This window comes from Mycobacterium sp. NGS15 (genome assembly GCF_059813245.1).
The window spans coordinates 643,788-663,703 of record NZ_JCALEF010000001.1; the positions used below are offsets into that span (position 1 = coordinate 643,788).

Annotated in this window: 17 protein-coding genes and 1 pseudogene; 7 read left to right on the plus strand and 11 right to left on the minus strand. The window is 66.2% G+C overall.

From position 1 onward, the window contains the following. A pseudogene (locus tag AC5Y5C_RS03040) lies at nucleotides 1–179 on the minus strand (DoxX family protein); the annotation flags it as partial. 77 nt (nucleotides 180–256) lie between these two features. On the opposite strand from AC5Y5C_RS03040, the gene AC5Y5C_RS03045 reads away from it, so the two are divergent. Continuing rightward, complete coding sequence (locus tag AC5Y5C_RS03045; protein WP_499968869.1) at nucleotides 257–676, plus strand: MmpS family transport accessory protein; 420 nt, start codon at nucleotides 257–259, stop codon at nucleotides 674–676. Here the strand turns inward: AC5Y5C_RS03045 and AC5Y5C_RS03050 are convergent. Beyond that, a complete protein-coding gene (locus AC5Y5C_RS03050; RefSeq protein ID WP_499968870.1) occupies nucleotides 669–1,568 on the minus strand; it encodes an alpha/beta fold hydrolase in 900 nt (299 codons plus the stop codon). The genes AC5Y5C_RS03045 and AC5Y5C_RS03050 overlap by 8 nt on opposite strands. 83 nt (nucleotides 1,569–1,651) lie before the next feature. Between AC5Y5C_RS03050 and AC5Y5C_RS03055 the strand changes: the two genes are divergently transcribed. The 5 genes from AC5Y5C_RS03055 (at nucleotide 1,652) to AC5Y5C_RS03075 (ending at nucleotide 6,894) form a co-directional block, all read left to right on the plus strand. After that, entirely contained in the window at nucleotides 1,652–2,299 is a 648-nt protein-coding gene (locus AC5Y5C_RS03055) for a L,D-transpeptidase family protein (RefSeq protein WP_499969333.1), read from the plus strand. 43 nt (nucleotides 2,300–2,342) lie between these two features. Next, complete coding sequence (locus AC5Y5C_RS03060) at nucleotides 2,343–3,023, plus strand: L,D-transpeptidase family protein (protein ID WP_499968871.1); 681 nt, start codon at nucleotides 2,343–2,345, stop codon at nucleotides 3,021–3,023. A 52-nt stretch (nucleotides 3,024–3,075) separates the two neighbouring features. After that, the gene (gene dcd / locus AC5Y5C_RS03065) at nucleotides 3,076–3,645 is read left to right on the plus strand and encodes a dCTP deaminase (protein WP_078326030.1); all 570 of its coding nucleotides are present in this window, start codon (nucleotides 3,076–3,078) and stop codon (nucleotides 3,643–3,645) included. A 116-nt stretch (nucleotides 3,646–3,761) separates the two neighbouring features. After that, nucleotides 3,762–5,453 (plus strand): DUF7159 family protein, encoded by a 1,692-nt coding sequence (locus AC5Y5C_RS03070; protein ID WP_499968873.1) that lies wholly within the window; start codon nucleotides 3,762–3,764, stop codon nucleotides 5,451–5,453. Between the two features lie 97 nt (nucleotides 5,454–5,550). Next, nucleotides 5,551–6,894: a UDP-glucose dehydrogenase family protein gene (locus AC5Y5C_RS03075; protein ID WP_499968875.1), complete on the plus strand. Its 1,344-nt coding sequence runs from the start codon at nucleotides 5,551–5,553 to the stop codon at nucleotides 6,892–6,894. A gap of 18 nt (nucleotides 6,895–6,912) precedes the next feature. Here the strand turns inward: AC5Y5C_RS03075 and AC5Y5C_RS03080 are convergent, their stop codons facing one another. The 4 genes from AC5Y5C_RS03080 to AC5Y5C_RS03095 form a co-directional block, all read right to left on the minus strand. Beyond that, nucleotides 6,913–8,223, minus strand: a complete 1,311-nt coding sequence (locus tag AC5Y5C_RS03080; protein WP_499969335.1) for a pyridoxal phosphate-dependent aminotransferase — start codon at nucleotides 8,221–8,223, stop codon at nucleotides 6,913–6,915. A 7-nt stretch (nucleotides 8,224–8,230) separates the two neighbouring features. Continuing rightward, on the minus strand, nucleotides 8,231–11,263 hold the full coding sequence (locus AC5Y5C_RS03085; protein WP_499968877.1) for a (Fe-S)-binding protein: 3,033 nt from the start codon (nucleotides 11,261–11,263) through the stop codon (nucleotides 8,231–8,233). 158 nt (nucleotides 11,264–11,421) lie between these two features. Then, nucleotides 11,422–13,830: an isoniazid response ATPase/transcriptional regulator IniR gene (gene iniR / locus AC5Y5C_RS03090; RefSeq protein WP_499969337.1), complete on the minus strand. Its 2,409-nt coding sequence runs from the start codon at nucleotides 13,828–13,830 to the stop codon at nucleotides 11,422–11,424. Between the two features lie 62 nt (nucleotides 13,831–13,892). Then, on the minus strand, nucleotides 13,893–15,734 hold the full coding sequence (locus tag AC5Y5C_RS03095; RefSeq protein WP_499968879.1) for an Hsp70 family protein: 1,842 nt from the start codon (nucleotides 15,732–15,734) through the stop codon (nucleotides 13,893–13,895). A gap of 180 nt (nucleotides 15,735–15,914) precedes the next feature. Here AC5Y5C_RS03095 and AC5Y5C_RS03100 point away from each other — a divergent pair, with 180 nt between their 5' ends. Beyond that, nucleotides 15,915–16,544 (plus strand): Rv0340 family IniB-related protein, encoded by a 630-nt coding sequence (locus AC5Y5C_RS03100; protein ID WP_499968880.1) that lies wholly within the window; start codon nucleotides 15,915–15,917, stop codon nucleotides 16,542–16,544. Nucleotides 16,545–16,560: 16 nt separating this feature from the next. Here the strand turns inward: AC5Y5C_RS03100 and AC5Y5C_RS03105 are convergent, their stop codons facing one another. Genes AC5Y5C_RS03105 through AC5Y5C_RS03125 form a run of 5 tightly spaced genes read right to left on the minus strand, consistent with a single transcriptional unit; the run spans nucleotide 16,561 to nucleotide 19,901 of the window. Beyond that, entirely contained in the window at nucleotides 16,561–17,016 is a 456-nt protein-coding gene (locus AC5Y5C_RS03105) for a DoxX family protein (protein WP_499969338.1), read from the minus strand. Between the two features lie 20 nt (nucleotides 17,017–17,036). Next, nucleotides 17,037–17,957 (minus strand): M56 family metallopeptidase, encoded by a 921-nt coding sequence (locus AC5Y5C_RS03110; protein ID WP_499968882.1) that lies wholly within the window; start codon nucleotides 17,955–17,957, stop codon nucleotides 17,037–17,039. Beyond that, the gene (locus AC5Y5C_RS03115) at nucleotides 17,954–18,316 is read right to left on the minus strand and encodes a BlaI/MecI/CopY family transcriptional regulator (RefSeq protein WP_499968884.1); all 363 of its coding nucleotides are present in this window, start codon (nucleotides 18,314–18,316) and stop codon (nucleotides 17,954–17,956) included. Before AC5Y5C_RS03115 ends, AC5Y5C_RS03110 begins: the two co-directional genes overlap by 4 nt. A gap of 17 nt (nucleotides 18,317–18,333) precedes the next feature. Further along, nucleotides 18,334–19,215 carry a cytochrome c biogenesis CcdA family protein gene (locus tag AC5Y5C_RS03120; protein WP_499968886.1) on the minus strand — a complete coding sequence of 294 codons (882 nt, stop codon included), beginning with the start codon at nucleotides 19,213–19,215 and terminating at the stop codon, nucleotides 18,334–18,336. Next, a complete protein-coding gene (locus AC5Y5C_RS03125) occupies nucleotides 19,212–19,901 on the minus strand; it encodes a DsbA family protein (protein ID WP_499968888.1) in 690 nt (229 codons plus the stop codon). The genes AC5Y5C_RS03120 and AC5Y5C_RS03125 overlap by 4 nt, the downstream gene beginning before the upstream one ends. Between the last annotated feature and the right edge of the window lie 15 nt (nucleotides 19,902–19,916).

Consider the following 19,916-nt stretch of genomic DNA (forward strand, 5'->3'; position numbering starts at 1 on the left):
TCAGCGGTTGTAGGGAGCTTCCTGCACCCAATTGAAATCGCGCTCGACAAGCGGGAACGAGGCCGGGTCCATCCTGGTGACGCGCAGATGGACCGTGTGGCCCGCGTCATCGTCACCGTCGACGATCATCTGGTTGGGCTGCCCGGGCCACCAAAGGTGAGCCTGATCCGCACCGGGGTCTACTCAGCAGACGCCCAGAAAATCCCTGTAGCGTGCCTAACGATCTGTAAACCTAACTGACATCTCGAGGTGTTCCATGACTGTCCGTCAACTACTTGCCGCGTTAGCCGTGGCCTCAGCCTGCGCGCTTAGCTTCCCCGCGGCGGCGCACGCGGATGACAAGACGGTGACCTACGAGGTCATCTCGTCCACCGCGACCACAGCCAACGTCCAGTACTGGGACGGCACCGAGATGCAGCCCGCCGACGGCGTGACCCTGCCCTGGAAGGTCGACGCGACTGTCGGCGATCTGTCCCGTGGCGCGAAGACCCCCAACCACGCGGAGCTCAAGGCCGACTGGAGTTCCACCGCGACCCCGGATGCGGCCGTGACGGTGCGCATCTACCTGAACGACAAGGTGGTGTGTCAGAGCACTACCGGCACCGGAGAGGCCGACTGTAACTACGCAACCTTCTCGTCGTTCCTGGACATGGCCCCGCCGGCGCCGCCTAAGTAGTCACTCGATCGATGTGCGCGAGGAAGTGCGTGAGCACCGCGTCGGGCGCCTCGATCTGCGGCCAATGGCCAATGTTGTCGTCGAGTAGCACCACGTCGGGGTCGTGAATGACCTCGAGATAGCGCTCGGCCATGTGCAATCCGGAGTTCGGGTCGATCGGTCCGTCGATCATCCGCATCGGTACGGCGGTTTCGCGCATGGCCCGTACCCATCGGCTCCGGTTGTCATACCGGTCGTTGATGAATCGGCCCACCTGATGGGTGACGCGCGCGCCGTCGTTGTACTCCAACACCTGCTGGAACAATGACAGCAGCCGCGCCGAGGGCTTGGTGTCGGGGCCGAACATCTCGCTGACGGCGGCATCCAGGATTCGGCGGGAGATCGGCGTGCCCTGGAATCGGCTCACCAAGTCGCCCAGAGGTGTTCGCGACATCAAGGTTTGGGCGATACGGGGGCGGTAGGCCTCGATGAACAGTCCGCCGTTGAGCCACGTCACCGAGTCGATGGGTACCTGGCCGCGCGATTGTTCCTCGAATTCCAAGCGCGCCAACAACTCCTGGCCCACGGAGTTGCCTAGATCATGGGTGAGCAGGTGCGCCCGCTCGATGCCCAGGTATGACAGCAGCGCCTCATGCATATCGGCGTGATCGAGAACCGAATACCCGTACTGAACGGGTTTGTCGGAGAAGCCCATGCCAATCATGTCCGGCGCGATGACGGTGAACCGCTGCACCAGCGTGGGCCAGATGAGCGCCCAATCCCATGAATTGAAGGGATACCCGTGAATGAGGAGCAGGGGAGGCCCGCTGCCCTCGATGCGGTAGAAGATGTCGAAACCTAGGTAGTCGAAATAGTGCCCGGCGGCTTTCCACTCTTCGAGCTCGGCGTCCATGGCCGAACTATACCGATCGGTCCGTGGCACAACCGTGTCTCAACCTTGAAGGATTCGAGAACAACATCGGCGAAGATGGTCTCGTGTTCCGTCCTGTGACGCTGCTGTGTGCGGCCGTACTCGCCCTGGCTACCTCAATATCTGCTGCCGCGGAACCCTTCGTGCCCTGGTTCGCCCAGTCCGTCGGCAACGCGACGCAGGTGGTCGCGGTCAACGGCGCAGGGGGGTCCACAGCGAAGATCGACGTGTTCCAGCGCAGCGGCAACGAGTGGAAGGCCGTGTCCACGGGAATCCCCGCGCATGTGGGCTCGGCGGGGTTCATCGACAAGGCGCGTGAAGGGGCGTCGGCCACCCCCAACGGGGTCTACTCGCTGGACTGGGCCTTTGGGACCGCACCACCGCCGCCGAGCGGGCTGCGGTATGTCCAGGTCGGACCGAACGACTGGTGGGACGGGGATAGCAACAGCCCTACCTACAACACCCATCAGCAGTGCGCCAAGGCTGAGTGCCCGTTCAACACCTCGCAGAGCGAGAACCTCCCGATCCCGCAGTACAAGCACGCCATCGTCATGGGTGTGAACAAGGACAGGGTCCCGGGTGGCGGATCGGCCTTCTTCGTTCACACCACCGACGGCGGCCCGACCGCGGGCTGCGTATCCCTGGACGACGGGATGCTCGTGCAGTTGATCGGCTGGCTGCGGCCGGGTGCGGTTATTGCCGTTAAAGGTTAGTTACTGACAGGCGTTTTGCAGGTTGAGCCAGCACCATGGATGAGTGTTCCCCATCCGTCTGCTCCCGCTGAGCGTTGTGCTGCTGGCGGGAGCCTGCGGCACCGGTCCCGGGCTGCGGCCGGTCGCGGTGGCTCCCGCCGCCGCAGCGCAGGCGACACCGCCGCCGTGGTTTGCCGAATCTGTCGGTACCGCAACGCAAGTGGTATCGGTCCAGGGAACCGGCGGCACCAAGGCCGTCATCGGTACCTGGCAGCGGGCGGGTAGTACCTGGGAGCCTGTCGAACAGGGCCTGCCCTCAGATGTCGGTGCGGCCGGGTTTGCGGATACCGCCAGCGACGACAGTCCGGCGACCCCCACGGGCGTCTTCAGCCTGGACTACGCCTTTGGCACAGAACCGTCGGTGGCGCACGGCCTGAATTATCTGCAGGTCGACGCCGACGATTGGTGGGACGGCGATCCCGCCAGCCCGGGTTACAACACGCACCAGCGTTGCGCTCAATCCGCGTGTGCCTTTGACACGTCGCTCAGTGAAGAGCTCGACGGCTACCCGCGCGCGATCGTCATGGGCGTCAACACGCCGCACACGCCCGGCGCAGGGTCGGCGTTCTTCGTGCATGCCTCCGACGGTGGACCCTCGGCCGGATGCGTGACGCTGGACGATGCCGCCCTCGTTCGACTCATCGGCTGGCTGCGGCCAGGAGCTGTCATCGCCATCAAGGGGTAGGTGCGCCCGCCCGAGCCTCTTCTCGTGGGCGGCTCATCGGTAGGCTCGTCGCGTGCTGCTGTCCGATCGCGATATTCGCGCCGAGCTCGAGGCCGGGCGCCTTGGCATCGAGCCCCTTGATCCAGCCCTCATCCAGCCGTCCAGCATCGACGTTCGGCTCGACAGCCTGTTCCGGGTGTTCAACAACACGCGCTACACGCATATCGACCCCAAACAACGCCAGGACGAGCTGACCAGTCTGGTCGAGCCGGACAAGGGCGAGCCGTTTGTGCTGCATCCCGGTGAGTTCGTGCTCGGGTCCACGCTGGAGATCTGCTCGTTGCCCGACGACCTTGCCGGGCGGCTGGAAGGAAAGTCCTCGTTGGGCCGCCTGGGGTTGTTGACCCATTCCACCGCCGGATTCATCGACCCCGGCTTTTCCGGGCACATCACCCTCGAGCTTTCGAACGTCGCCAACCTGCCCATCACCCTGTGGCCGGGCATGAAGATCGGGCAGCTGTGCCTGCTGCGCCTGACATCTCCGGCCGAGCACCCCTATGGAAGTGCCGGGGTAGGGTCGAAGTACCAGGGGCAGCGCGGTCCGACCCCGTCGCGCTCCTACCAGAACTTCATCGACCCCTAACCGGGGTAACGAGGAAACGCGCCGCACCGATACACAATCGGCAACAACTCGAACTTTTTGACGGCCTTGGCGCGTTTGTTCGGGTGACACTGTCGACATGTAGCGGAGGATCTGACGTGGACGTCGTACTTGGTGTCTCTATGACACCGACGACTGCCCGGCTGGTACTGGTCGAGGGCGCGGGTGCGGACGGCAGGATCGTCGACACCGACACCATCATCGTCTCCGATGGCGAAGGCTCCGCTTCCGAACAGGTGCTGTCGGCAATCGTGGGCACCCGGGACGGCATGCTCGACGGCGGCCATCATCTGGTGTCCACCGGCGTGGTGTGGAGCGATCACGCCGAAGCCGCCGAGCTGCGTGACTCCCTGGCCAGCCGCGGGATCGACGGTGTCGGATTCTTCTCCGCGTTGCATGCCGGTGGTGCGCTGGCCAAGGCGGCCAGCAATGTCACCGGGTACGACAAATCGGCCCTGCTGGTCATCGAGCCGGAGAACGCGACGCTTGCGGTGGTGGACTCCGCCGATGGGTCGGTCGTCGGTCTGGCCAGCGAGCCGCTCATCACCGGAGTCACCCCCGGGGTGCTGGCAAGCCTGGTGAATCCGCTCAAGGGCCAGGAGAACGCCCCCGACGGGGTGTTCCTGCTGGGCCTGGGCACCGATGTCTCCGATCTCACCGATCCGCTGGGCGAGGCGATCTCCCTGCCGGTGAATTCTCCGGACCAACCCGAGCTGGCGCTGGCCCGGGGTGCCGCGCTGGCGTCGGCGCAGGAACCGGATTTCGAGGCCAGCACCGCGCTGCTGGGCCAGGCCTACTCGCTCGAAGGGCCCACCGGAACCGGCTTTGTGCATCCCGGAGCGAGCACAGCAGTTACCGAGGGCGCCGCGGATGCAAAGACCGAGTTGCGCGATTACGAGGACTTGGACGACCCGCCCGCAGAACGCAAGCCGTTCCTCCTGGTGGGTGCGCCGCTGTTGTTGGTCTTCGGCATCTGCTCGATCGCGCTTGCCGTTTCGCTGACCGTGACGGTCCGCTCCACGGTGGACCAGGGACCGTCCTCGCCGGACCGCGCCGTCGTGCAAAACCCGGTGCAGAACGCCTTGCCGCCCGAGGCCCCCAAACAAGCTCCACCCGCAGCCCCGGCAGAGCCGCCGGCGCCGGTACAGGCGCCCGCTCCGGTGCAGCAGGTGATGGCTCCGGCTCCGCAGCACAGCCCCGCTCCAGCGGCCGCCAAGCCCGCGGCCCCCGCACCTGTTCAGCCCGCGCCGCAGGCACCCGCACCGGAGGCACCTCCGCCGCCCGCCGCGCCTGCTCCCCTGCCCGAGGAGCAGCCCGCGCCGGTGGCACCGCCGCCTGCCATCGTGCCGGTGCCGATTCCCTTGTTCCCGCCGGTGTGGGAGCAGCCGAGGCGCCAGGAGAATCCGTGGTGGCCGGACCGCAACCGTCCGACGTACACGCCTCCTGCTCAGACCCAGCAGCCGCCGATTATCTCGATTCCGGGCCTGCCGCCGATCGGGGGCGGCGACTCCGACAGCGGTTCCCATAGTGGATCGCGTGGTGGTTCGGGGCGTGGTGGTTGGGGCGACGACGGAAGTTCGCGTGGTGGCTCGGATAGCGGCTCGCGTGGCGGTTGGGGCGACAGCGGAAGTTCGCGTGGTGGCTCGGATAGCGGCTCGCGTGGCGGTTGGGGCGACAGCGGCGGTTCCCGTGGTGGTTGGGGTGGCAACAGCGGCTCTCACGGCGGTGGATCGGGCGGATCCGGCGGCGGGTCGAACTCGGGATTCCCCTGGCCGTTTGGCGGGCATTAATCCGTAATTCACAGTGCTTTTCGCCGTACATCCGGCGTTAGGACGCCGATGGTGCGGCGTATCCAGGTTGCTAACCCTGGAGGCCTATATAGGCAGTATGAGATGCACCGTTTTCGGAACCGGATACCTCGGCGCCACCCATGCAGCCTGCATGGCCGAGCTTGGCCACGAGGTGCTCGGCGTCGACATTGACCCAGGCAAGGTCGCCAAGCTCTCGGGCGGTGACATCCCGTTCTATGAGCCGGGCCTGCGAAAGATCTTGCAGAGCAACATCGCAGCCGGGCGGCTGCGCTTCACCACGAGCTATGCCGAGGCAGCCGAATTCGCCGATGTGCATTTTCTGGGCGTCGGTACACCGCAGAAGAAGGGTGAATACGGTGCGGACCTGAGTCACGTCCACGCGGTGATCGACACCCTGGTACCGCTGCTTTCACGGACGGCAGTCATCATCGGCAAGTCGACCGTCCCGGTGGGTACCGCACGTGAACTGGGCCAGCGGGCAGCCGGGTTCGCGGCTCAGGGCGTTGACGTCGAAGTGGCCTGGAATCCGGAGTTCCTGCGCGAGGGCTATGCCGTCAAGGACACCCTGCACCCGGACCGCATCGTATTGGGTGTGCAGCAGAACTCCGACCGCGCCGAGAAGCTCGTTCGCGAACTGTACGGGCCCATCCTCGACGAGGAAGTTCCCTTCCTGGTCACCGATCTGGAAACCGCCGAGTTGGTGAAGGTTTCGGCCAATGCCTTCCTGGCGACCAAGATCTCCTTCATCAATGCCATCTCCGAGGTGTGCGAGGCGGTGGGCGCTGATGTGACCACGTTGGCGGACGCGCTCGGATACGACCCGCGTATCGGCCGCCGATTCCTGAACGCGGGCTTGGGTTTCGGCGGCGGATGCTTGCCCAAGGATATCCGGGCCTTCATGGCCCGCGCCGGCGAGCTGGGCGCCAGCCATGCGCTGACCTTCCTGCGTGAGGTCGACAGCATCAACATGCGCCGCCGCACCCGCATGGTGGAGCTCGCCACCAAGGCATGCGGGGGGTCGCTACTCGGCGCCAACATCGCGGTGTTGGGTGCGGCGTTCAAGCCCGAGTCCGATGACGTCCGTGACTCGCCGGCACTCAATGTGGCTGGTCTACTGCAGCTCAACGGCGCGGCGGTCAATGTCTACGACCCGAAGGCCCTGGATAATTCGCGCCGGCTGTTCCCGACGCTGAACTACGCCACCTCGGTGCTGGAGGCCGCCGACCGTGCCGATGCCGTGCTGTTGCTCACCGAATGGCAAGAATTCGTCGACTACGACCCCGATGAGCTCGCCAAGGTTGTGCGCACCAAAGTCATTGTGGACGGCCGTAATTGCCTGGATGCCGCCAAGTGGGTCAACGCCGGATGGCGCGTGTTCTGCCTGGGCAAGCGGGTGGAAGAGCTACCCCACGCTTCGTGACCGGGATCGCCAGGAACGTTACTGGCGGTAGCTCGCCAGGAAGTTGCCCAACCGCTCGATGGCGACCGCCAGGTCGCGGGCCCATGGCAGCGTGACGATACGAAGATGATCAGGCTCAGGCCAATTGAAGCCCGTGCCCTGTGTCAGCAGGATCTTCTCGTTGAGTAGGAGGTCCAGCACGAGTTGGTCGTCATCGTGGATCTCGTGCACCTCGGGGTCCAGGCGCGGGAAGGCGTAGAGCGCGCCCTTCGGCTTGACGCAGGAGACACCGGGAATCTCGTTGAGCTTGGTCCAGGCCACATCGCGTTGCTCCAGCAGGCGGCCGCCCGGCAGCACCAGGTCGTCGATGCTCTGATGGCCACCGAGTGCAACCTGAATCGCGTGTTGGGCGGGCACATTCGGGCACAGGCGCATATTGGCCAGGAGATTGACGCCCTCCAATAGGCTGGCGGCGTGATCCTTAGGCCCGGTGATGGCCAGCCAGGCCGACCGGTAGCCCGCCACCCGGTACGCCTTGGACAGACCATTGAAGGTGAAGCACAACAGATCCGGGGCCAGCGATGCGACGCTGATGTGCTCGGCGTCGTCGTAGAGGATCTTGTCGTAGATCTCGTCGGCCAGCAGCAGCAGCTGATGCTTGCGTGCCAGTTCCACCATCTTGGTGAGGATTTCGCGGTTGTACACCGCACCGGTGGGGTTGTTCGGGTTGATGATGACGAGGGCCTTGGTGCGCTCGGTGATCTTGGATTCCAGATCCTCGAGATCTGGCATCCAGCCGTTGGTCTCGTCGCACAGGTAATGCACCGCGGTGCCGCCGGCCAACGAGGTCGCGGCGGTCCACAGCGGGTAGTCGGGTGCCGGGATGAGCACTTGGTCGCCGTTGTCGAGCAGTGCCTGGGTGGTCATGGTGATGAGCTCGGATACCCCGTTGCCCAGAAAGACATCGTCCACGTCCAGGTACGGGAATCCCTCGACCAATTCATAGCGGGTCACCACCGCGCGCCGCGCGGGCAGGATGCCCTTGGAATCGGAGTACCCCTGCGCATAGGGGAGCGCCTGGATGATGTCGCGCATGATGACATCGGGTGCCTCAAAGCCGAATGGCGCCGGGTTGCCGATATTGAGCTTCAGGATGCGGTGCCCCTCGGCCTCCAGCCGGGCGGCGTGAGCGTGTACCGGACCCCTGATTTCGTAGAGGACGTCTTGCAGCTTGGTGGACTGCGCAAACACCCGCTGATGCTGCCGCGGCGAGATGCCGGGCACGCGCGGAGGCACGTCAGTCGGCAAGTTATCGGTACTCACGGTCTCAATGGTGGCATTGCTGTCCAGCCAATATCTAATTTCGGCGGCCTGGACGGCGTGCTCCCGGGGCCATACCCAGACCCTTGACCGGCGGTTCTGGTGCCGAGTCGGCCTCGGGGGCCTCTTCCTTCGGGGCGGAAGTGGCGGGTTCCGGAGCGGATGCCGGCTGCTCGGGTTCCGGAGCGGGCGTAGCCGCGGCAGGAGCCGCCTTCTTGGCTCCGGGACGGCGCGCACCGGTGGCAATGCCGAGGCCCTTCACCGGAGGCTCTGCAGCGGCGGGAGCTGCCGGTTCCGCGGGCGTGGACGGTGCCGTTGCTTGGGGTTCGGGCGTGGACTCGGCAGCCGGTGCCGCGGGAGCGGGGGCCGCCTTCTTGGCTCCGGGGCGCTTCGCGCCGGCGGCCATCCCTAGACCCTTGACCGGTGGTGCCGGTGCGGCGGGAGCTGCCGGTGCCTCCGCAGGCTCGGATGGGGCGGCAGCCGCCTCGGCAGCCGGTGCGGCGGTCTTCTTGGCTCCGGGGCGCTTGGCGCCACCGGCCAGGCCGAGTCCCTTGACGGGTGGTGCGGGCGCTGCGGGGGCAGCCGCCGTTTCGGTGCTGGCCTCGGTGGCTGGCGCGGCCTTCTTGGCTCCGGGGCGCTTGGCGCCGCCGGCCAGGCCGAGTCCCTTGACGGGTGGTGCGGGCGCTGCGGGGGCAGCCGCCGTTTCGGTGCTGGCCTCGGTGGCCGGGGAGGCCGCTTTCTTGGCTCCGGGGCGCTTGGCGCCGCCGGCCATGCCCAGCCCGGTGATGGGCTTGGCGTCGGCAGCTGGCGCGGAGACCTGAGCGGTTTCGGCCGCCGTCGCTTCTTCCTCGGCGACAACAGGTTCGGGCTCGGCGGCCTTGGTGGCGGCCTTCTCGGCGGCCGCAGCAGCGGCAGTTCCCTTGACGGGCAAAGCCTTCCGAATTTCCTCGGTGCGGCCTACGGATTCGAGCAGCAGCTGCGCGACGTCGACGACCTCGACTGCCGCGGAATCGTCGCGAGCGGTCACGCCGTCGGTCAGCATCACACGGCAGAACGGGCAGCCCGTCGCGATCTTGGATGCGGGCGTGGCCAGGGCCTCGTCGACGCGATCGATGTTGATGCGCTTACCCAGCTGCTCTTCCATCCACATGCGGGCGCCACCGGCTCCACAGCACATGGAACGCTCTCCGTGCCTTGGCATTTCGGTGAGGGCGGCGCCCGAGGCGCCGATCAGCTCACGCGGTGCGGTGTACACCTTGTTGTGGCGGCCCAGGTAGCACGGGTCGTGGTAGGTGACATCTTGTGAGACCGGTGCGACGGGCACCAGCTTCTTGTCGCGCACCAGCCGGTTCAACAGCTGCGTGTGGTGCACCACCTGATAGTCGCCGCCGACCTGCGGGTACTCATTGCCGAGCGCGTTGAAGCAGTGCGCACAGGTCACCACGATCTTGCGCTGCTTCTGCTGCACACCCTCGAACACCGAATTGAGCAGTTCGATGTTCTGCATGGCCAGCTGCTGGAACAGAAACTCGTTACCCGCGCGGCGGGCGGAGTCACCCGTGCACGTCTCGTCCGCACCGAGCACCAGGAATTTGGTTCCGGCCAGAGCGAGCAGCTCGGCGACCGCCTTGGTGGTCTTCTTGGCACGGTCCTCGTAGGCACCCGCGCAGCCCACCCAGAACAGGTACTCGAAGTCGGCGAAGCTGTCGACGTCCTGACCGAACACCGGGACGTCGAAGTCGACCTCCTCAATCCAGTTGAGGCGGTCCTTGGAGTTCTGGCCCCAGGGGTTGCCCTTGTTCTCCAGGTTCTTGAACAGGCCCGCGAGCTCGCCGGGGAATTCCGACTCGATGAGCACCTGGTAGCGGCGCATGTCGATGATGTGGTCGACGTGCTCGATATCGACGGGGCACTGTTCGACGCATGCACCGCAGGTGGTGCAGCTCCACAGCACCTCGTGGTCGATCACGGCACCCTCGCCGCCGACCAGCTGACGCTCACCTTCGGCGATCTCGGCCTCGCTCAGCTTGGACTTGCGTGCTTCGTCGTTACCCGCCAGCAGGTACGGCGCCTTGGCGTATGTGTGGTCACGCAGCGAGGTGATCAGCAGTTTGGGGGACAGCGGCTTGCCGGTATTCCAGGCGGGGCACTGGCTCTGGCAGCGACCGCACTCGGTGCACGTCGTGATGTCCAGCAGGTCTTTCCAGCTGAAGTCCTCGACCTTGCCGGCGCCGAAGGCGTCGACGTCGGGGTCGGCGCTCTCCATTTCCAGCACCTTGCCGCCGGACATCATCGGCTTGGCCGCACCCAGCGCGACGCTGCCGTCGGCATTGCGCTTGAAGTAGATGTTGAAGAAGGCGGCGAAGCGGTGCCATGCCACACCCCAGACGAGCTTGCGGCCGACCAGCAGCAGGAACAGGCCACCGGACACCATCTTGACGAACGCGAAGATGGACACCATCAACGGGCTCTCCGGCAACAGCTGCGCGACGTTCATGGTGAAGAAATCGGATGACGGGTGACCACCGCCGAAGGTCGAGATCTTGCCGGACTTCACCAACACCATGCCCAGGCCTTCGACGAGCACGATCGACTCGATGGTGTACGCCGCCAGGAAGTTGGAGCCGCCGAAACGCGACTGCCGTTCGGGCTTCCTGGGGTGATTGAGCTGCCGGATGATGATCAGCGTCACGATGCCGATGACGGTGCCGATACCGAGAATCTCGTCCCACAGATGCCACAGGAACGTGTCGCCGATGATCGGCCAGTGGAATTCCGGGTTGAAGGTCTGACCGTAGGACTCGAAGTACAGCGGGAAGCCGCCCAGGAAGCCGACCATCACCAGCCAGTGTGCCCAGCCGACAGTGCGGAACTTGTTCATCCGGGTATGCGCGACCACTTCGACGATGACGGTCTTGACGCGCGGGACGATCGGACGCCAGCGGGTCCGATCAGGTTGGCCCGAGAGAACGACCCGGAGCATCTTCACGACGCCGCCGAAGAATGACCCCCACGCAACGAGGCTGAAGACGACGCCGATGATCCCCAGCGTGATCGTCGCTGTACTCACGGTACTGACCTCCCGGTCCCGATAAGTTACCCGTCAGTAACAAGTGTAATGTTACTCGCGGGTAACTTGTGTCCGATGCCCGGTCATCGTCGCATTGACGGGGCCGAAAGTCCTAGTCAGGCTTACCTAACCCGCCGAATGGGTGAACTTTCTCGCACTTATGTCGCCAGAATCGCCCGCAGCATCGAGAACATGTCGGAGCGCGATTCGGCACCAAGGCGACGGCGAATGCGCGCGACGTGATGCTCGACCGTCTTCGCCGAAATGAACAGCTGCGCACCGATATCGCGATAGGGAAGACCGCGTAGCAGCAGCTCGGCGACCTCGCGCTCACGATCGGAAAGGCGCGTCGAGGTCACCGAATGTGAAGCCGGGGATGGCGTGGCGGTCCAGTCCGGGCCGTCGGTTGCCGCCGATGGCGCCCGCAGATCGCGGGCCAGTGCGAGCATCGCGGCGGCCACCTTCGGGTCCTTAGCGTGCAGCGCGGCCTGGCTGGCCAAGCGGGTGGCATCCCAGCCGAGCCCGGCGTCGGCCAGCATCCGCGCGGCACTGTCCACTTCAGCGCCGTCCACCTGATCGGCGAGCACCCGTAGCCAGGTGCGCCCGGCGGTCGCCAGCGTGCGCGCGTACACGCTTGATCCCGCGGCCGCGGCAAGGGCTTGCCCGTGCGGGGCGAGGCTCTCGGGTGCGTTGGTCAGGATCGCCGCGTGCACGCCCGCCCATCGCAGTGGCGCGGACCAGGCGATGGGATCGCCGAGCTGCGCCAGCGCCGCGAAGGCGCGATCGACATGATGTGCCATGGCGTCCGGGGTGCGCAGCCGCGCTGCGGCCACCCAGAGCTCACCAACGGGGAGCAGTGTGTAGAGATCGATCGAATACGCCGATAAGGCATCCATGGAGGCCTGCCAGTGCTGGCGCAGCGGCCCGGTGTCTCCCTGACGCCGGGCGATACCCGTCCGTAGTGATTCGGCGAACAGGCGATCGCGGCGGGAGAGTTCGGTGTCGGCTCCGGGGAGCATATGAGTGGCTCGGCTCAGGTCGCCGGCCAGCATCGCGATCCAGGCCGCGAGTAGCCGATGCCGCACAGCGAAGACATCATGTGGCAGGTCGGTGCGCATCGCGCCGGTGAGAATGCTGCGGGCGCGTGTCGTGTCGCCGCCGTGCAGCATGGTCAAGGCCGCGAGGGCGACGGTGCTGTCCGGCATGAAGGAAGATGTCGATGGCTGCTGCGTGACGGCCTGGCCCAGCAGGGACAGCGCCTCCTGGCTACGGCCCTCCACCGAGGCGATGATCCCCAGCGCGGTATTTCGTGCGGCGGTGGCCGATGTCGTTGGTGGAGCTCCTACGTTTTCTTCCAGTACTTTTCGCGCACTGGTCAATTGGCCGGTGCCCACGAAAACCGGCGCCGCGGAGAAGGCGGTCCGACTGTCCAGGTCTGAACCCAGCCAGTCGTACAACGCGGCCGCCTGACCGGAGTCGCCGTTATGGCATGCGATGGCTGCCGCGATGCGCACGGCTGCTGCGCGATGTCCCGGGTCGGTGGCGGTGAGCACCTCGTCGGCCTGAGCGGCGGCCGCAGCCAGGTCGCCCGTGCGGGCCAGGGCCTCGGCCAGCGGCACCCTGAGCGGCCCCGGCTCGGCGCCTGCCGCCAGGGCGGCCCGGTACAGATCGGCGGCACTGAAGGGGTCGGATTCGGTTGCCGCCCACTCTGATAACAGACTGGCGAGCGCCGGATCGCGCAGTCCGTGCGCGACCAGGGCCAGGGCCAAGTCGGCGGACGCCGAACCGATATCGAGCTGTGTGCGCAGCAGTGATCGCTCGAGATCGAGGTGCCGTGCCGCTCCGAGTAGCCGCGCGGAGCACCCGTGCACTCTCGACGCGAACGCGCTCTGCCCGGGGCCGGGAACCAATCCGCTCGCCAGTGCCTCGTCGACAAGGGCTTCAGCATCGGAAAGTGCAAGCGCCGCAGCGATGTCGGAGTCTCCGATGCCCGGATCCAAGGACATCAGCAGCACGGCGGCCTGGGCCGGCGGTGATAGGCGGCGCAGTTGTTCGTCAATACGGGTATCGATCGCGCGCAGCGCCGCGTCGAGTGGATCCGGCCCGCCCAGATGATCGATCGCTGCTGCCGTCAGCGCCAGCACACCGCCGGTGGCGGCGGCGATTTCATCGGCTAGAACGGTCGAACGAGGTGAAAGCCGGGTGATATCAACTGTGTTGACGGGGCCGAGCGTGATTGAGGGCGATTCGCGCTCCAAGGCCTGAAAGAGGGCGCGCAGTGCGGGATTGCGCCGGGGGGCCGCTGCCACGACCACGACGGCCGCGGGATCGTTCTCCACGACGGCGCGCAGGGTGTCGAGCTGGTGGTCGGTCAGGGAGTCGGCATCGTCGATGACGAATGGGCCGGCATTCCCGCTGTACGCCGTCTCGGGGACATGGTTGACCGGCGCTGCACCGGAGTTACTCAAGACGTCCCGCACCCGCGTCAGGATCGACGTTCTTCCGCTGCCGGCTGTGCCGGTGATGAGCACCTTCATAGCGCCGCCCGCGGATAACGCCTGCGTGATAGTCGTTATCGCCGAGGCGATTCCGTCGAACGTCCCGGAGAGCCCGTTATCCTGAGGGGCGTTCAGTTGCGCGGGCCGATCGGGATTGGGGGCAGGCCCGGGATCGTGATCGCCGGGCGCGATGTCGACGTGGAGGCGGGCTGCGTCGTCGTGGTCGTCGGCGGGGTAGTCGTCGTCGGCGGTGTCGTGGTGGTGGTGGTGGTCGTGGTGGTCGTTGTTGTGGTGGTGGTGGTGGTCGGCGGTGTCGTGGTGGTGGTGGTGGTCGCCGGTGGCGTGGTGGTGGGAGGCGGGGGCTCCGGTGATGGCGGCGGCGGTTGCACCGACTGTGTCACGGTGTGGGTCTGCGGCGGCGGCGGGGGTTCCGGCGAGGGAGGTGGCTCGGCCGGGGCGTCACCCGTGCTCGGCACCACGCTCACGCTGGGTGTCGTCGGGGCAGGAGCCGGTGACTCACTGCTGGTCAAGGACACCATCATTCCGGTGAAGGCGATGCCGGCCACGGCGGCCGCCGCGACGAACCACACCAGAGGACGGCGATACCACGGCAACGGCGGGTAGTCGTCGTAATCGTCGTCGGCCGCATACGGTTCGTGGCTGAACTGAAGCTCGGGGCGGGCGGTCGTGGATTCGGCGGGGCCGTGGTACTCGTCGTCGAGGTCGACGGTGTATCCGGTGTTGTACCCGCTCTGGTAACCGGTCTCTTGTAGCGGAGCGAGGTCGGGGGCCGAATCATCTTGGGACCAGGCCAATTCCGGCGTTTCATCGGCGGCCGCGGCGACCGGGGCGGCGAAGGTACCGGTACCGGTGGGCGCTGGCCGCATCATGGTGGCATCGCCCGGCGGTTGCTCAACCGGCCGCATCGCGGTGGCGTCCTGTGGTGGCAGATCGGGCCGGGTGGCCAGCAGGGCCACCCCGCGCGCGGCCGCGAGCTGCGGCTGGGCGCCGGTGATGACCGGTACCCGCATCTGCTCGGAAAGCTGCTGGGTGACAAGAGGAATGCTGGCGCCGCCGCCGACCGACGCAACGGCATTGATGTTCGCCGGGTGAATTCCGTTGCGCTCCACGGTGTCCCGAATGGCATTGATCAGGCTGGACAACGGTCCACGCAGGTGGTCCTCAAGCTCGGCACGAGTGAGCCGGACATCTGTGGTGATCCCGGGAAGCTCGACCGGCACCGAGGTCGCGGTCTCGCCGGAGAGTCGCTCCTTGGCTACACGGCACTGATCGCGCAGTCTCGTCAGGGCGCCCACCGACGTGGTGCCCTCGGGATCCTGGTTCAGGTCGGTGAGCACCTGCGTCAGCAGCATCTGGTCGATCTGCTGACCGGAGAACTCGACGAATCGGATGGTCTGCCCGATCTGCTGGAATCCGCGAGCGGCGTCAGCCAGGGTGATGCTGCTGCCCGAGCCGCCGAGATCACACACCACCACGACGCCACGGTCGGGTACCCCGGGGCCGGCGGCCAGCGATTCGAGGGCGGCGCGTGCATCGGGGACCAACTTCAGCTGCCGGCCACCCGGAGCGAGGGCGGGAACGCGATCGATCGCGTCGCGCAGCGTATTGACGGTCTGTGGGCTCCAATGGGCGGGGATCGAAGCGGACAGCACGGGAGGCGCGGTGAACGCGGCCGTGGAGGCCGCGTCGGCGATCAGTACGCGCATCGCCTCGGTAAGTGCCCATTCGGCCCGGTGGATTGATCCGTCCGCCGCCACGATGCCCACGGGGTCACCGACCCTGCCGACGAATCCGGTGAGCGTCAGTCCTGGATGGCTGGGGACCCCAACTTCGGGCGGAGCGTCCTCATGCAGGGTGAGGATCGAACTGCGCACGACGGGTTGGCTCCGCGGGTCGTCGGGTGTCGCGACCAGTTGAGTGGCGCCGATCGACAGTCCCAGTGCGTTGGCCATACCTATCCGTTCGTTCTGCGGTGCTGTGGTGTTTCACCCCGCAGCCCAACAGTAGGGGATGACGCTCGTCACACCCCCTAATGACGGCACATCCCCTAATGCGCGTCCCCCAACGGGCGTCGGCGGGCAACGGGTCGCGCCCCGTAGCCGGGGCTCGCAGTGGCTCCTACCATCGCAGACATGGGCAATAACTTGTTGGATTTCGTCATGGCGCTGGTCCGTGACCAGGATATGGCTGCGCAGTACGCGGCCAATCCCGAACAGGTCATTGCCGATGCGCGCCTGGACGGAGTCCAGCCCGCGGATGTCTCCGCGCTGATCCCGGTGGTCAGCGAGTCGATACCGGCCGCCCTCGGCACACAGGCCTCGCAGTTCGCCGGGAACCCGGCGGCAGCCGATCTGACACACGCGGTGCATACGGCACTGCCCGCCGACAACATCTGGGCAAGTGGTGCGGCGACCAGTGCCTTCGAGGCGTTCGATTCACCGTTCACCGCTCCGACCCATGACCCGAGCCTGGATGCGGGTCTGCATACCGCGACCAATGCGGTATCGGACCTGACCGACCGTCAGGACGCGATCACCGTCCCAGACCAGTTCAGTCCCTCGGCTGACAGTGCGGTCGCCGCGATCGACCAATTCCAGGCTGCGGCCCCGTCGGGATTGGACCCAGCGGGATTCGAGCCTGCGCATTTCGGGTCCGACCTGGGGGCCGGCGGTTCCGGCGATGCGGGCCTGCAGGATCCGTTCTTCGATCATGGAGATCCTGGACACCACCCCGGCATCGATCCCGGAATCGACCAGTTCTAGCGGCGAACTCGCCGATTCACCGCCGGGCGCGGCGTGCGAGCACGCGGTCGAGGGACAGCCGGGCGTTATCTGCCGCCAGCGCTAGTAGCAGGAAGCCCCAGCAGAACGTCGCCGCAAAGGCTCCGCCGTTTTGCATAGGCTCCCAATGCACCGGCAGGTGTTCGAAGAAGTATGCGTAGGCCATCATTCCCGCCGCGAGGACTGCGGACACTCGTGTCCACAGTCCTACCGTCAGCAGGACGCCGAGTATCGACTCGAACACGCCGGCCCACCAGTACGGCCAGTTGAGGAAGGGTTCGGGGTGTCCGGAACCAGTCGGTGATCCGCTCCACCAGCCAAAGATCTTCTGAGTCCCTTCCAAGAGGAAGATGGCCCCGAACACGAGGCGCGCGCCCGTCGGAACGACCCATCGCAGGATATGGCCGGCGTGCTGAGGATTGATGAGCTGTTCCTTTGTTTGGTCGATGAGCATGGTTTCGGCGCGGCTGGGTGTCAGAACGTGCAATACGCCCTGAACAGTGCGACCACCGCGGCGCCTGTGAGAGTCGTCGGCAGCAACGCGAAGCCGAGCATCAGCCGGCCCCGCCCTATGGGTGTGCGGGCGGCTCCCTGGGCTCGCAGCCAGATGAGCCGCACGGCCACCGATTCGCTGGACATGTTCAGGGCGCCACGCACCGCCACACCTGATGTGCTCATGGCCAGCAGTGCGGCGTGCACAGTCCGTGGCCCGTGAGCTCTCGCCGCCGCATCGTCGGCCGCCAGCTCCACCATCAGCCGCACCATTTCCGGCGCACGGCGCATCAACGGCAGTATCGGCAGCGCCGCCGCTGCGATATCGGCACACAGCACAGCCACGTGGTGCCTGCCGCGAATGTGCGCCAATTCGTGCTCGATCACGGCCGCGCACTGTTGTTCGCCGAGGCGGCGGATGCCGTGAGTGGCGACCACCGCTGGCCGAGCACCGCCGAGGCTGTAGGCGATCGGCCGGGGATCATCGATCCAATGGACTTGCCCGGAGCGGCATGTCGCCGTCCGCAGCATCCAGAAGTGACGGGCGCGGAGCCGGCGCGCGGAGCGCAGGCTCCGAATTGCCACGACCGCGACCCGAGCCAGGATGGTCAGCGGCAGCAGCGAGATCCCAAGCTGAACAAGGGTTCCGAAGGATGAGTGCGGGACCGTTCCACTTAGGCACCCGCCCACCAGCGTCCTGACACTGCTGGTGTCCAGTAGGTGAGGAAAGAGCAGCAGCGTCGCGGATAACGCCGTGAGTACGAGGAAGGCCATCATGGCTCCGAGCCATGCCGCCAGCGCGGCGGCGGGCAGCAACGTGGGACGTACGGTCGGTCGCAGACAGGCCGGTCCGGCGACACCAACGAGGGCGGCACTCGTCATCAACACCAGGGCGACGGTCATGTCAGGCCGCCTCGGCGGAGGATCCTGCGCAGCACCGTGGATTCCTCTGGGGAGGCAGACCCGGCGAAGTGCAAGAGCACTCCTTCTGCATCGCCGCTGGCGGCCAAGACCTCCCGGACCATGCGCGCTGCCGCAGCTTCGCGCGTTTCAGCCGCTCGGTAGCGGAACGCCCGCCCGACCTTCTCGCGGGTGACGTGCCCTTTGTTGTGGAGGTTGTCGAGGACCGTCATGACTGTTGTGTACGCCAGGGGACGATCCAGCCGGTCCAGGACATCGCGGACAGTCATTGGCTCGGCCACGGACCACAGCACCTCCATGATCGTCGCCTCCCGCTCACCGAGGCCGAACAGGTCACGCACGCGCTGTCTCCTTCTGTCTAGGCGTGGTCATCGGCGTCCTCTTTCGTTCTGTCACTTCGCTTTCGGGTGCCGCTCGCCGCACTGGCACGCGGACGCAGCAGGCGCACCAGGACTACCACGAATGCGATACACGCGATCCCGAGCACCACGGCCGCGTTCGGCAGGTGGGAGGTGAGATCTTGCAGCCGTGCCTGCATGTCGAACTGAGTATCGCTGCCGGTGATCCCGCCCAGTGCGGCTGTCCCGTCGGTGGCCACGAAAAATGCCCCGATCACGATGAACATTCCGCCGGAGACGAGGTTGGTGGAGTGGGTGCGAAACCGGCCGATCCGGATCTCGCGTCCCCGGACCCAGCGCCGCTGCGATAGCCCCAACCGCCCCCAGGCGAATGCCAGTACGAACAAGGGCGCCGCCATTCCCAGGGAGTACAGCGCCATGAGCAGAGCACCATAGACCGGGCTGGAGCCGATGGCGGCCACCGTCAATACGCTCCCGAGTATCGGCCCGGAGCAGAATCCCGCGAGCGCGTACACGGTGCCGAGCATCAGGACCGACAGGCCCGAGGACAGATCGAGGCGAGCCGCCGCCCGCGCTGCCGGGCCGATGCGGAAGCCGAACCCGGCGATGATCGCCACGCCAAGCGCCATCATCACGAGGCCCCCCGCCGTTGTCACCTGGGCGCGGTATTCGGTCAGCAACGCGCCGACGGCACCTACTCCAGCTCCTAACGGCACCAGCACTGTCAGCATGCCCAGGTAGAAGAGCCCGGTCCTGCGCAGGAGCAGTCCGGCCCGGTCGAAGGAGTATGCGAAGAACGAGGGCAGGAGCATCGCTGAGCAGGGGCTGACCAACGTCAGAACCCCACCGAGTAGGGCACCGAGGACCCCGACATCGATCACCGTTGAGCCTGCTCGATGACCGATACGAAGACGTCCAATGGCTGCGCGCCGACCACGGGCTTGTCGTTGATCACGAACACCGGCGTCGAGGCCGCGCCGATCGCGACTGCTTCCTGAATATCTTGCTGTACAGCAGGCAGTAGCCGATCGCCCGCAAACGCTGCCTGGAAGCGGGCCAGGTCCGGGACTGCCGCTTCGCGAGCCCGCTCGAGGAGGACCGTGTCGGTCAGCTCGGCATGGCCGCGATCCGGTGCATGCCTAAATATGGCCCGGTTGAACTCCCAGAATCTGCCTTGCTCCGCTGCTGCTCGGCCGGCCTTGGCGGCCTGCACCGATTGTGCGCCGAAGATCGGGAGGTCGCGCCATTCGATCCGCAGTTTCCCGGTGTTGACGTAGCGCTCGACGAGTTGCGGTTCGGTGTCACGGCTGAATTTCGCGCAGAAGGGGCAGCGATAATCCGAATAGATGACCAGCACTACCGGCGCATCGACAGGGCCGAGTGCCATCGGATCGTCTTTGTGCAGCCGAGCCAGGCTGTTGTGGTGGCTGGTGCCCGCGGGTGAGTTGATCGATGCGGTGCTCTGGCCGCTGTGATCGAAGAACAGGTACGTGGCCAGCACGATGATCACCACGCCCAAGATCCCGGCGATCCAGATATCACGCTGACGGTTTTCGCTTCGCCGCACGGTTTCCCTCTTTCG

Excerpts from the sequence above, each read along its gene's own strand:
- AC5Y5C_RS03045 (WP_499968869.1), top strand. The coding sequence starts at position 257 with ATGACTGTCCGTCAACTACTTGCCGCGTTAGCCGTGGCCTCAGCCTGC.
- AC5Y5C_RS03050 (WP_499968870.1), bottom strand. The coding sequence starts at position 1,568 with ATGGACGCCGAGCTCGAAGAGTGGAAAGCCGCCGGGCACTATTTCGAC.
- AC5Y5C_RS03075 (WP_499968875.1), top strand. The coding sequence starts at position 5,551 with ATGAGATGCACCGTTTTCGGAACCGGATACCTCGGCGCCACCCATGCA.
- AC5Y5C_RS03095 (WP_499968879.1), bottom strand. The coding sequence starts at position 15,734 with ATGGCCAACGCACTGGGACTGTCGATCGGCGCCACTCAACTGGTCGCG.
- AC5Y5C_RS03100 (WP_499968880.1), top strand. The coding sequence starts at position 15,915 with ATGGGCAATAACTTGTTGGATTTCGTCATGGCGCTGGTCCGTGACCAG.
- AC5Y5C_RS03105 (WP_499969338.1), bottom strand. The coding sequence starts at position 17,016 with ATGCTCATCGACCAAACAAAGGAACAGCTCATCAATCCTCAGCACGCC.
- AC5Y5C_RS03110 (WP_499968882.1), bottom strand. The coding sequence starts at position 17,957 with ATGACCGTCGCCCTGGTGTTGATGACGAGTGCCGCCCTCGTTGGTGTC.